We start from the raw sequence: 12,224 nt of genomic DNA on the forward strand, positions 1-12,224 counted from the left end.
CGCGCGGGCAGGCGCCTTCCGGGTACGGGGCCGAGCCGGCGCGGGCGACTACTCGAATCGCGAGGCGTCGCCCGCGCCCCGGCGCACGATCTCCGCCTCGCCACCCGAGAAGTCGATGACGGTCGTCGGCTCGGTGCCGCAGTCGCCCGAGTCCAGTACCGCGTCCACCACGTGGTCGAGGCGCTCCTTGATCTCCCAGCCCTGCGTCATCGGCTCGGCCTCGTCGGGCAGCAGCAGCGTGCTGGAAAGCAGCGGCTCCCCGAGCTCGGCGAGCAGGGCCCGCACCACGGCGTGATCGGGGATTCGTACGCCCACCGTCTTCTTCTTCGGGTGCAGCAACTGCCGGGGCACCTCCCTCGTCGCGGGCAGGATGAACGTGTAACTGCCGGGCGTAGCCGCCTTGATGGCGCGGAACACGTCGTTGTCGATCTGCACGAACTGGCCCAGCTGCGCGAAGTTCTCGCACACCAGGGTGAAGTGGTGGCGGTCGTCGAGATCGCGGATCGACCGGATCCGGTTGATGCCGTCACGACTGCCCAGCTGGCACCCCAGCGCGTAGCAGGAGTCCGTCGGGTACGCGACGAGGGCACCGGAACGAATGCTGTCGGCCACACTGCTGATGGTGCGCCGCTGAGGGTTCTCGGGGTGCACGTCGAAGTACTTTGCCATCCGCCGAGTCTAAGGTCCGGGCGTTCGACCGCCCGGATCCGGCCGTGCGGAGGTGTCGACGGCCGCCCCGTCCCCGGGGCAGGAGCCACGGGGACGGGGCACCCGGCCTCATCCCCGCAGGCCGGCGCGCAGGCCGAGCACGAGGTCGCGGGGCAGCCCGTGGGTGTCGTGGAGGTACCCGAAGTCGTCCTCGCCGAGCGGCCCGGAGAAGCGGGGCCGCGACAGAACGCGCCGCCCCCGCTCCAGGAGTCCGCGGAAGCGCCGCTCCTCATCGAGGAGTACGTCACGAACCCGGCCGGTCGGCCCGCTCTGGCCGAAGTGGTCCAGCGTGTGGCCGGACAGCTCCTCGGGCAGATCGCCGAGCGTGCGGGACGGATCGACGCGCCACAGGGTTGTGAGCACCCGCCGCACCAGACGCCGCAGGACGTATCCACGGCCGGTGTTGGACGGCAGCACCCCGTCGCCGACCACGACGATGCCGGACCGCAGGTGGTCGCAGACCAGGCGCAGCGACCGCACGTCCAGGTCCCACAGCGAGGGCACCGTGCGCATCCACGGCTCGAAGAGATCCGTCTCGAAGACCGACCCCTTGCCCTGGAGGACGGCGACGAGCCGCTCCAGGCCGAGCCCCGTGTCGATGTTCCGCTGGGGCAGGGATTCCAGGGTGCCGTCCTCGCCGCACCGGTGGCGCATCATCACGTGGTTCCACACCTCGACCCACCGCTCGTCCCGGGTCGGCGTGGACCGGGGCGGGGTGTCACCGGTCCAGACGAAGATCTCCGAGTCCGGCCCGCAGGGGCCCGTGGGGCCGTTGGACCACCAGTTCTCCTCGCGGGTCAGCTCGACCGGCACCCCGATCTCCCGCCAGGTGCGCAGGGACTCGCCGTCAGGGCCCGAGCGCTCGTCACCGCCGAACACCGTGGCGTACAGCAGCCCGGGATCGATGCCGAATCCGTCCACCAGCAGGTCGTAGCCCCAGCGGAGGCTGTGCGAGCCGGTGTAGTCGCCCAGCGACCAGGTGCCGAGCATCTCGAAGACCGTCAGGTGGGTGTCGTCACCCACCTCCTCCAGGTCGGTGGTGCGAAGACAGCGCTGCACATTCACCAGGCGCCGGCCCAGCGGGTGGGGGCGGCCTTCCAGATAGGGGGTGAGCGGATGCATGCCGGAGGTGGTGAAGAGTACGGAGTCGCCGGGCGGCGGCAGCAGGGACGAGCCCGTGATGCGCCGGTGGCCCAGCTGCTCGAAGTACTCGACGAAGGTGTGGACGACGTGTTCGCTGTTCATGACTGCGGATCCTTCGACTGCGGGGCAGCCGGAAAGGGACCGCGAGCACGGGACACGAACGGGAAACCAGGTCCACACCGGCGGGCCGTTTCCGGTCGCCGGGGGAGAGGGGGAATGAGGTCAGGCGGCGGCAACCGGCGAGCTGGTCGCTCGCGCGGTCGTGGTGCTGCTGCGGTGGATGACCTTCATGCGGCCCAGGGTACGGCCGGGCCGGCCGTACCCGCACCCGGATTTCCGTCACACCATCGGCTCAGGCCGCGCCCGTGTCCTTCGAGGTGTGGTCCTCCGCCGCCCGCTCCGCGGCTTCGACCTCGGCGGCGAGCTCCTTCGCGGACAGCCGTCGCAGTGTCCCGCCGTGCCGCCGGGCCAGTTCGTCGGCGGGTTCCCGCGAGGACTCGTGCAGATCGACCACCAGCATCGACGTCCCGTCCTCGACCCTGCTGCTCAGCACGATGAGGCCGGCGCCGTCCTCCAGGATCTGGCGGTTCTCCGCCGCGTTCGCCAGGGTGGCCCCGGCCGCGCTGCCGAGCAGCACGCCGATCGGTCCGCCGAGCAGTCCCAGGAGGCCACCCACCAGGCCACCGCCGACCGTGGGCACTCCGGCGCCCCGCACATGGTTGTCCGGCACATCGAGCAGGCCGTCGGCCGACCGCTCCAGGATGGCCGCCTGGCGCAGGCCGGACAGGGAGGCCGCCTCCTCGAAGGCCGCGCGGCACCGCGCCGGGTCGGTGAACGAGATCAGCAGAACGTGGTGCGTGTCCGCCATCGCAGGTGTACTCCCTCATCGTGTGACGCCCGGCTCCGGACGACCCTCCCAGTGGAACGCCCGCCCGGCCGGCCCGCCAGGCGGGAAGGCCGGGCGGGGCCCCGGGAGTGTGCCCGGGCCGGCCCGGTCCAAACGGGTGTGACGGGCGTGACGGGCGTGACGGGCGCCTGCCAGGATGCGGGCATGGGTACGCGACTGACATACGGGGACGTGTTACGGGCCGAGCTCGGATCGCCCACCGAGGTGCGCTCGTTGAGCAGCAGCCCACGCTCGCAGGTGTGGCGCGTCGAGCTGCCGGGGACGGCCGGGGGCGGCCCGCACGCGGCGGTGGTGAAGCACCTCGTCGACGGGCCCGGCGCCGATGGGCGGTACGCCCGTGAGGTGGCGGCGCTGCGGATCGCCGCCAGGTCCCAAGTGCCTCTGGTACCAAGGCTGTTGGCGGTCGATCCCGAACAACGCGTACTGGTCCTCGATCACCTGGACCATCGCGACCCCGCGCCCGACTGGATCGTTCCGTACGCCGAGGCCCTGGCCCGGCTGCACGCCACGGCAGGACCGCGGGACGCCGGACTGCTGCCGCGCTGGAAGGGCCCCGGCGAGGCCGACGTCACGTCGTTCCTCGCGCTGGCGGCGGCGCTCGGAGCGGTCGTCCCGCCCGGTGTCGCCGAGGAACTCGAAGCCCTCGTGGAGCGGCTCGACGAGGAACCCGGCCACGCTCTGCTGCACGGGGATCCCTGCCCCGGGAACGACCTCCACACCGTCGAGGGGGTCAGGTTCGTCGACTTCGAGCAGGCCTGCCTCGGCAGCGGCCTGATGGAGCTGGCCTACCTGCGGATCGGGTTTCCCACCTGCTGGTGCGTCACCTCGGCGGCCGGACCGCTGCTGGCCAGGGCCGAGCGCGCGTACCGAACGGCCTGGCACACCGCGACCGGCTCCGAGCTCCAGGAGGGGCGGCTCGTGGACGCCTGCGTGGGGTGGCTGATCCGCGGTGACGCGCTGGTCCAGCGGGCGCACCGCGAAGGCACGGACCATCTGGCCCGCATCCCGCACAAGGACTGGACGTGGGGCACGGCGACCGCCCGGCAGCGCCTCGTCCACCGGCTCGGGGTCGTCGGCGGACTCGTCGCCGACGACCCCCTTCTCGGTGGACTGCGCGGCCTGACGAGCGGCATGCGCGACCGCATGCTCGCCCGCTGGCCCGCGCTCTCGCCCGTACCGACCAAGCGGCCCTGAAGGCGGGGGAGTGGGCCCGGCCTCAGAGCCGGGTTCTACTTGCCCGGGTGGGCCAGCAGGAGCTCGGTGTTGTGGTCGGCGGATGAGCCGAGCCGGGCGTTCGGGGTGCCGTAGGGGTCGTTGTAGGACAGCTCGCGGTAGAGGGCCGCAAGGCCCCGGTCGGAGGTGTCGCCGAAGTCCGTCGTGTAGGGCGCGTCGGACTCGATGAGGGTGGTGAACAGCGACAGCGTGCCGTCGCCGTTGTCCGCGATCTCGATGATCCGGGCGTGCTGCGGATAGTCGACGTGCGATGCCGTGTTGATCTCCCAGAAGGCCCGCTCGGGAACCGCGTGGCCGTGCGGGGTGATCCGGTTCTCGTGGGTGTGGCCGTTCACCCACGCCACCACGTTCGGATAGCGCTGGAGCAGCGAGACCAGGGCGTTGCCGTCGTGCCGCCCCTCGAACGGGTGGTACGGGTCGGGCAGCAGGTTGCCCATGGTGGTGCTGGTGTGGTGGCTGAACAGGACGACGAGCGAGTCGCTCGATCCGCCGCGCACCACATGCCCGTCGGTGTCGTACCAGCGGCTGCTGTGCGACTTGAGGACCGACTCCAGCCAGTTGAGCTGCGCGGTGCCGATCGAACCGTCCGCGAATCCGGCCCTGTTGGTGGTGTCGAGGCTGATCCCGAGCACCCCGCCCGCGAGCGGGAACGTGTAGTACAGGTGCCCGCTGCTCGCCGCGTCCGAGGTGAAGCCGTGTCCGACCGGACCCGCACCGGTGTAGGCCGGGTTGAGATGCGCCTTGGCGAACTCGGCCGGGGTGAAGGGGCGCCTGCGCTCGTCCGGGGTGACCCGGCGGATCGCGCCGCCGTTGCCGAGCAACTGCGCGAGCAGGAGCGCCGCTTGGGCCGGGTTGTGCTGCAACGCGTAGGAGAGCTTGGCCGCCGTGGCGTCGTCGCAGCCCTCGATCTTCCGGGAGCCCGTGTACAGGTCGCCCAGCAGACCGAGGTCGGGCAGGCTGCCTTCGATGCTGTCGTCGTGGTTGCCGACGGTCGTATACCAGGGGAGTCCGAGGCCCGGCGCGTCGAAGGGGCGGACCGCACCCGACAGGAAGCCGGGGATCTGCGGAAGGCCCTTGGCCTTGTAGGAGTCCTGGAAGGACGACTCCGGGTTCCAGTACTGGGCGCTGCCGGAGTTCTGCACGCCCTCGTAGCGCGATACGTCACCGCTGCTCGGCGTGATCCGGCCGCCGCTCATGACCGTCAAGTACCAGTCCAGCTCGATGAGTTCATGATTGTCGGTGTTGTCCCCGGTGGCCATCACCATGCCGAACGGCAGCCCCGTGTACGGGCCCTGGCGCACCGAGTTGACCCGCTCGACCAGCGCGGACGCGCCGCGCACCGTGAGGGCTTCCTGCGGTCGGTACGCGCTGCCGTTGTACTGGGCCAGGTACTCGAACCGCACCGGCGACTCGGTGTCGGCCAGGTGCAGGTCGGTGAACTGGACGAAGGAGGCGAGCCCGGTCCGGCGGTCGTCCCGCCCCGTGCTCCCCGTGGCCAGCTCGCCCCGGACCACCAGCGGCCACCCCGGGCCGGCCACCAGGCGCTTGTACGGCCCGTCGCCGACCGGCGTCGCGGCCTGTTCGAGGGTGGTCCCGCCGACCCGTACGGCTCGGGCGACGGTGGCGGCCAGCGCCCGGTCCTGCGCTGCCAGCGACCACAGCGCGGCCCCCGCGGCCGCGCCGGACATCCTGGAAACGAACTGACGGCGGCTCATCCCGCGCATGGGTATCCCCCTGAAGACCTGGCAGTTGATGGCACGGCATCCCTTTGACACGACTGACACGACCGCGCGGCCACACACTACTGGCGGGTATTCGTATGTACAGGGGCCGGGAGGAAACTTGAGGGAAACAAAAGTGCATCGGGACGACGTGATCGCGGAGGCCCGGGGTGTCAGCGCCCGTCGTTCTGACGGCTGTCGACACCCCGGGCCGGGTCAGATCACTCGCGGTCGGACCTCTCGTGGTCGGATCACTCGCGGAGCGGTCAGACGCTCACTTGCAGTACGGGACCGCCGACAGGTTCTGCACGTAACGGGCGGTGACCCAGCCGGGCTTGCCCGCTCCGAGCTTGTACCAGACCTTGTTGCCGTCCACGTTCTGGGCGACCTTCTTGCACTGCAGAGCGACGACCGCGCCCTGGGGCAGCAGGTTGAGCCGCTTGGAGGTGGTGTTCGCTTCCTGGTGGACCCACAGGCCGCCGTTGGCGACGACCTTGCCCTTGGGCTCGGCCACCACCGGTGCCGCGGGGGCCGCCTGCCCGCCCGAGGTGCCGGCCGGAGTCGGGTCGGCCGCCGAGGCGCTGCCCGCGGTGAGCAGGAGCCCCGATCCGGCGAGTACCGCCACCGCGCTCGCGGCGACAATCCTGCGCATGCCAGACACGTACACGCTGTTCCCCTTTCGTTCCTTTTGGGATGTGCGCCCTGTAGGACCGCCTCTCGCGCCGATCCGTTCCACTCGGGAGGGGGAACTTCCGCGATCCATACGGCAGTTGATGTGCCGATCGGATGAGTGGGGGAGCCGCTGCCGGGGCCTGCGGGTGCGTCGGGGCAGGTGGTGGCCGTGGGTGGCATGCCGGGCGGGCGGCTGGGCAGGATGAGGCGGCCATGTCACGTCCGTCCCTCCGGAAGGAAGGCCCTCAAGTGCTCCGCAGAAAAGGCGCGTTGCTCGCCGCCGTAGTCCTGTTTCCCCTCGCCACGGCAACCCAGGCCGGTGCCGCCGCCCCCGCGCCGCACCCGGACGCCGTGGCACCGGCGCCCACGGCCGCCGCCTGCGCCTACACCCCGGCCGTGCCCGCCGACAACTACAAGGGGATACCGGACTTCGACCCGGTCAAGGCCGCCAAGCCGTACAGCGCGACCCTGCGCACCAGCCAGGGCCCCGTCACCTTCAAGGCGCTGACCGACAAGGCCCCCTGCACCACCAACTCCTTCCGCTTCCTCGCCGAGAAGCGCTACTTCAACGGCTCGCACTGCCACCGGCTCACCACCGCCCGCCTGTACGTCCTGCAGTGCGGCGACCCGACCGGCACCGGCAGCGGCGGCCCCGGGTACTCCTTCCCGGACGAGAACCTCACCGGCGCCACCTACCCGGCGGGGACGGTGGCGATGGCCAACGCGGGACCGAACACCAACGGCAGCCAGTTCTTCTTCGTCTGGAAGGACACCAAGCTCTCGCCCGCCTACACGCCCTTCGGCCGGGTCACCTCCGGGCTCGACGTGCTGCGGAAGATCGCGGCGGGCGGCGAGGACGACCAGAACGGCCCCGGTGACGGCTATCCCACGCTGCCGGTGAACATCAATCGCGTCCAGATCAAGAAGGGCTGACCCGGGACCGGCCCGTCCGGGTAGGCCAAGCGATTGCTGTTGGCGTCCCGCTGGCGGGGGAGCGCGGGGCGGGCCGGGGGGCGAGGCTACTCTCCGCCCATGACGGACACCTTTGATCACACCCCGCAGGTATGGACGGCCGGCCGCTTGCGGCAGGCCCTCGCCGGCCTGTCCGACGACACCCCCATCCACATCGCCGTCGCGGACGGGCCCGGCGACTTCGAGGGCTACAGCGAGTACGCCCTGGTCGACCTGGAGCCCGTCGAGAAGGAATGCGGCGAGGACACGGCACCCAGGACCGAGGTCGAATACACGCTGTTCGCCGACTACAAGGCCGGCCAGTACCACGTAGACCTGGTCTGAGCCGGCGCCCGCCTACGGCTTACGGGCCGGGGCGGGCCGTTCTGCCCGCCGGGTGGCAGGCGGTTCCCCCGCCTGCCACCCGCCTTCCGGCGGTCCTCAGGCGTAGAAGTCGCGCTCCCAGCGGTGCTTCGCAAGCACGGCCAGCCGCTCGGCGGTCAGTGCGCGCCCGTCGCTCAAGGCCGTGTTGCGCTCCACGTTGCGCACGCTGCGCATGCCCGGGATGACAGTGGACACCGCCGGGGAACTCAGCACGAAGCGCAGCGCGGTCTCGGCGATCTCGTCCTGGCCGATGCCGAGATCGGCGACGATCGCGGCGACCCGTCGCTCGACCTGGGCCGGGCGGTCCCCCCTGAAGTAGCGGTTGCGCCAGTCGCCCTGGGGGAACGTCGTGTCGGCGGTGATGCGGCCGGTGAGACCGCCCTCGTCGAGGGCGACCCGCACGATGACGCCGACGCCGTGTTCCACGCACGCCGGAAACAGCTCGTCGGCGGGGGACTGGTCGAAGACGTTGTAGATGACCTGCACACTGTCCACGGCGCCGCTGCGGACGAGAGCCAGCGCGGTGTCGGGCCGGTGGTCGTTGACGGAGACGCCGAACAGGCCGATCTTGCCCTCGCGCTTGAGGTCGCCGATGGTCTCCAGCCAGTCGCCCCGGCCGACCCAGTCGTCGCTCCACACGTGGAACTGCAGCACGTCGAAGCGGTCCAGGCCGCTCGCGCGCAGGCTGGTCTCCAGGCTTTCGCGGATGTGCGAGCCGGGGAAGGCCTCGGCGGGGTCGATGCCGCCGGGCGCCGGCCAGACGCGGTTCTTCGGCGGCACCTTGGTCGCCACCCGCACCTCGTCCCCCGGGCGCGCGGACCGCTCGCGGACGACACGGCCCACGATCCGCTCGCTCTCGCCGTAGCCGCGTGCGGTGTCGATGAAGTTCACGCCGAGGTCGAGGGCCCGGTGCAGCGCGCGGACCGACTCGTCCTCGGTGGCACCCACCCAACTGGACTCGCCGATGCCCCAGGCGCCGTAACCGATCTCGGACACGGACAGCCCGCTGCGTCCCAGTTCGCGGTAGCGCACAATCGTCCTCCACGTCGTCGTCCTCGTCCGGCCGGGCCGGGGCGCCGGCCGGAAATCACGTTGACGATAAGCGAGTCGGGAGCCCGGAGCAGCCGAGTTTCCGGTCCGGCAAGAGCGCCGGGGAGTTGCGGGCCGGGCCCGAAGGGGGTGCCCGTCAGTTTCCGTCGAGGCGGGCGCTCAGCCATTCCAGGGAGGGCGGGATCTCGCGCAGCCAGGTGTTGAAGTTGTGGCCGCCGGAATCGAGCGTGATCGAGGAGACCTGGGCGGGCTTCTTGACCTTCGCGATGAACTGCCGGGTCTCCTGGAGGTTGCTCTCGCCCTGCCGGGACGTGGTGACCAGGAACGACGACTTGCCCTGAGGCAGGTGGTCGAGGCTCCACAGCAGGTCGGAACGGTTCTCCTCGTGCTTGTTGCCATGGAAGAGGTCACCGGACTGGAGGTCCACGTCCGGCTTGTAGTCGGCGGACAGGCCGACCCCGGCCGCGTACGCCTCCGGGTGGTGCAGGGCGATCTTCAGGGCGCAGTAGCCGCCCGTCGAATCGCCGATGAAGCCCCAGTTCCGCGGTTTCGTGCCCACGCGGTACGTACGGGAGACGGCCTTGCGCAGATCGTCGGCGAAGAACGTCTCGGTCTGGGGGCCGCCCGGAATGTCGATGCACTGCGTGTTGCGCGGCGGAGCGACGGTCGGCCGCATCATCACCAGGATCATCGGCTGGGTCCGCTTCTGCTTGGAGAGCGTCCACGCCGTCTTCGGGTAGTGCAGCCCCTTGATGAGGTTCTCGGCCGTGCCGGGGAAGCCGGTCAGCACCACGGTGACGGGGAAGGTCCGCTTCTCGTACCCCTTCTGGAAGTACTCCGGCGGCAGATAGACGTAGGCCGGAGTCACTATCCGCGACCGCTCACCCTGCACCGAGACCTTCTGCACCTCGCCGCCGATGCTCGGCTTTCCGGCGCCCGGCACGTCGACCTTCTGCTTCCCGTCGACCTTCACCCCGGGGTTCGCGGCCGCGTGTGTGCCGAGCACCCCCACGCCGTCCTGCTGGCCGAACAGATCGGCCCACGAGCCGTAGAAGAGGAACGACTTGTTGGCCGCGAGCCCCACGGCGGAGAAGAGCAGCAGCTGGACCGCGCACATCAGGCCCACCCGTCCTGCGACCGCCTTCCACCCCCGCCCCGAGAGCCGGGGCCACTGCCACACGACTAGGAGGGACAGCAGCACCGTGCAGAGCACGGCCAAAGCCAGAACGGTGGTACTCGTCAGCCCCATGGATCAAGAACACTCTCTGCACACGGTCGTCCCGGACGCGGCGCCCGGCGACCACCGTCCAGCCGCACCGCCTCCAGGGGTGCGCACGGAACTAGACCGTGATCGGACGTGATCCGTTGCCTCGCGATCCCGCTCTGTTGGGAGACTCGCGCGCACGACATGCCGGCAGGCGCCCCGCGCGCGGAACGCGGGCGCCCACCGATGCCGGCCGCCCGCCCGGCGCCGGGCTGACCGGTCGGCCGTGCCGTCAGCCGAGGGCGGGCGCGCCGCCCGGGCGCTCGAACTGGGTGCGGTACAACTCCTCGTAACGGCCGCCGAGTTGGAGCAGTTCGTCATGCGTGCCGCGCTCCACGATCCGGCCGTCCTCCACGACCAGGATGAGATCGGCGGAGCGCACCGTGGAGAGCCGGTGGGCGATCACCACCGCGGTGCGGCCCTCCAGGGCCTCGCCGAGCGCCTCCTGCACCGACGCCTCGGAGGTGTTGTCGAGATGGGCGGTCGCCTCGTCGAGGATGACGACGCGCTGGCGGGCCAGGAGCAGGCGGGCGATGGTCAGACGCTGGCGCTCGCCGCCGGAGAGCCGGTAGCCACGCTCGCCGACCACCGTGTCCAGACCGTCGGGCAGGGACGCGACCAGGCCGTCGAGGCGGGCGCGGCGCAACGCCTCCCAGAGGTGCTCCTCGTCGGCGTCCGGGCGGGCCAGCGTCAAGTTGGCGCGGACCGACTCGTGGAAGAGGTGGCCGTCCTGGGTGACCATGCCGATCGTGTCCCGGATCGAGTCGGCGGTCAGATCCCTTACGTCGATGCCGCCGAGCCGTACCGTGCCCGCGTCGGCGTCGTAGAGCCGGGGCAGGAGCTGGGCGACCGTCGACTTTCCGGCGCCCGACGATCCGACGAGGGCGACCATCTGGCCCGGCTCGGCGCGGAAGGAGACGCCGTGCAGCACCTCGGTGCCGCCCCGGGTGTCCAGGCTGGAGACCTCTTCGAGCGAGGCGAGGGAGACCTTGTCGGCGGCCGGATATCCGAACCGTACGTCGTGGAACTCCACGGACACCGGGCCTTCGGGCACCGCGCGGGCCCCGGGCTTCTCGGCGATGAGCGGCTTCAGATCGAGCACCTCGAAGACCCGCTCGAAGCTGACGAGCGCGCTCATCACCTCCACGCGCGCCCCGGCCAGCGAGGTGAGCGGCGCGTACAGGCGGGTCAGGAGCAGGGCCAGCGAGACGACCGCGCCCGCTTCGAGGGTGCCGTGCAGCGCGTAGTAGCCGCCCAGGCCGTAGACGAGGGCGAGTGCGAGGGCCGACACCAGGGTGAGGGCGGTGATGAACGCGGACTGCGCCATCGCCGTACGCACGCCGATGTCCCGCACCCGGCCCGCCCGGGCGGCGAACTCGGCGGACTCGTCGGCGGGCCGCCCGAACAGCTTGATCAGGGTCGCGCCGGGCGCCGAGAAACGCTCGGTCATCCGGGTCCCCATGGCGGCGTTGTGCTCGGCGGCCTCCCGCTGGAGCCGCGCCATTCTGGTGCCCATGCGGCGCGCGGGCAGCACGAACACGGGCAGCAGAACGAGCGCGAGCAGCGTGATCTGCCAGGAGATGCCGAGCATCACCGCGAGGGTGAGCAGCAGCGTGACCAGATTGCTGACCACACCGGACAGGGTGTTGCTGAAGGCGCGTTGCGCGCCGATCACATCGTTGTTGAGGCGGCTGACGAGCGCGCCGGTACGGGTCCGGGTGAAGAATGCGACCGGCATCCGCTGCACATGGTCGAAGACCGCCGTACGCAGATCGAGGATCAGCCCCTCGCCGAGCGTCGACGACAGCCACCGGCTCGCGATGCCGAGAGCCGCCTCGGCGACGGCGATCGCGGCGATGTACAGGGCGAGCCGGGTGACGGTCCCGCTCTCCTTGCCGGCCACGATCGCGTCCACGACCCGTCCGGCGAGCAACGGCGTCGCCACCGCGAGGAGCGCCGTGGCGACGCTCAGGACCAGGAAGAGGACGATGCGGCGCCGGTGCGGCCGGGCGAACGCGGCGATGCGGCGCAGCGTGGCCCGGTTGAAGGGCCGCTTGTCCTGCTGGGCGTTCATGACGTTGTGGAGCTGCGTCCACGCGGTGGCTTCCATACTCATGCGAGGAACGTACGACCTCCACCGTGCTTGAGGTCAACGATCGGGGTGGACGGATCCGGCACCGGTCAATGATCT

Annotated in this window: 11 protein-coding genes; 3 read left to right on the forward strand and 8 right to left on the reverse strand. The window is 71.0% G+C overall.

Translation table 11 applies throughout. The features are described 5' to 3' along the window. Nucleotides 1-48: 48 nt before the first annotated feature. From ACFYZA_RS02475 to ACFYZA_RS02485, 3 genes are all read right to left on the reverse strand, one after another. Nucleotides 49-669, reverse strand: a complete 621-nt coding sequence (locus tag ACFYZA_RS02475) for an L-threonylcarbamoyladenylate synthase (RefSeq protein ID WP_388486453.1) — start codon at nucleotides 667-669, stop codon at nucleotides 49-51. Between the two features lie 108 nt (nucleotides 670-777). Then, nucleotides 778-1,953 carry an alanine--tRNA ligase-related protein gene (locus tag ACFYZA_RS02480; RefSeq protein ID WP_388486455.1) on the reverse strand — a complete coding sequence of 392 codons (1,176 nt, stop codon included), beginning with the start codon at nucleotides 1,951-1,953 and terminating at the stop codon, nucleotides 778-780. Between the two features lie 250 nt (nucleotides 1,954-2,203). Continuing rightward, nucleotides 2,204-2,719, reverse strand: a complete 516-nt coding sequence (locus tag ACFYZA_RS02485; protein ID WP_388486457.1) for a histidine kinase — start codon at nucleotides 2,717-2,719, stop codon at nucleotides 2,204-2,206. Nucleotides 2,720-2,902: 183 nt separating this feature from the next. On the opposite strand from ACFYZA_RS02485, the gene ACFYZA_RS02490 reads away from it, so the two are divergent. Next, nucleotides 2,903-3,952, forward strand: coding sequence for a phosphotransferase family protein (locus ACFYZA_RS02490; RefSeq protein ID WP_388486459.1), 1,050 nt, complete (start codon nucleotides 2,903-2,905; stop codon nucleotides 3,950-3,952). A gap of 35 nt (nucleotides 3,953-3,987) precedes the next feature. Here ACFYZA_RS02490 and ACFYZA_RS02495 read toward each other — a convergent pair whose 3' ends face one another. After that, entirely contained in the window at nucleotides 3,988-5,715 is a 1,728-nt protein-coding gene (locus ACFYZA_RS02495; protein WP_388486462.1) for a TIGR03767 family metallophosphoesterase, read from the reverse strand. Between the two features lie 271 nt (nucleotides 5,716-5,986). Continuing rightward, the gene (locus ACFYZA_RS02500; protein ID WP_382584319.1) at nucleotides 5,987-6,364 is read right to left on the reverse strand and encodes an SH3 domain-containing protein; all 378 of its coding nucleotides are present in this window, start codon (nucleotides 6,362-6,364) and stop codon (nucleotides 5,987-5,989) included. A gap of 269 nt (nucleotides 6,365-6,633) precedes the next feature. Between ACFYZA_RS02500 and ACFYZA_RS02505 the strand changes: the two genes are divergently transcribed. Both ACFYZA_RS02505 and ACFYZA_RS02510 read left to right on the forward strand, forming a co-directional pair. Next, a complete protein-coding gene (locus ACFYZA_RS02505; RefSeq protein ID WP_382584316.1) occupies nucleotides 6,634-7,317 on the forward strand; it encodes a peptidylprolyl isomerase in 684 nt (227 codons plus the stop codon). Between the two features lie 99 nt (nucleotides 7,318-7,416). Beyond that, nucleotides 7,417-7,680, forward strand: coding sequence for a DUF6225 family protein (locus tag ACFYZA_RS02510; protein WP_382584313.1), 264 nt, complete (start codon nucleotides 7,417-7,419; stop codon nucleotides 7,678-7,680). Between the two features lie 96 nt (nucleotides 7,681-7,776). Here the strand turns inward: ACFYZA_RS02510 and ACFYZA_RS02515 are convergent, their stop codons facing one another. From ACFYZA_RS02515 to ACFYZA_RS02525, 3 genes are all read right to left on the reverse strand, one after another. Further along, a complete protein-coding gene (locus tag ACFYZA_RS02515) occupies nucleotides 7,777-8,751 on the reverse strand; it encodes an aldo/keto reductase (RefSeq protein ID WP_388486464.1) in 975 nt (324 codons plus the stop codon). Between the two features lie 154 nt (nucleotides 8,752-8,905). Further along, nucleotides 8,906-10,018: an alpha/beta hydrolase gene (locus ACFYZA_RS02520; protein WP_382584306.1), complete on the reverse strand. Its 1,113-nt coding sequence runs from the start codon at nucleotides 10,016-10,018 to the stop codon at nucleotides 8,906-8,908. Nucleotides 10,019-10,265: 247 nt separating this feature from the next. Further along, entirely contained in the window at nucleotides 10,266-12,149 is a 1,884-nt protein-coding gene (locus ACFYZA_RS02525) for an ABC transporter ATP-binding protein (protein WP_388486466.1), read from the reverse strand. Nucleotides 12,150-12,224 lie beyond the last annotated feature (75 nt).

Origin of the sequence: Streptomyces sp. NPDC001828 (assembly GCF_042892175.1) — a bacterium.
GTDB lineage: Bacteria > Actinomycetota > Actinomycetes > Streptomycetales > Streptomycetaceae > Streptomyces.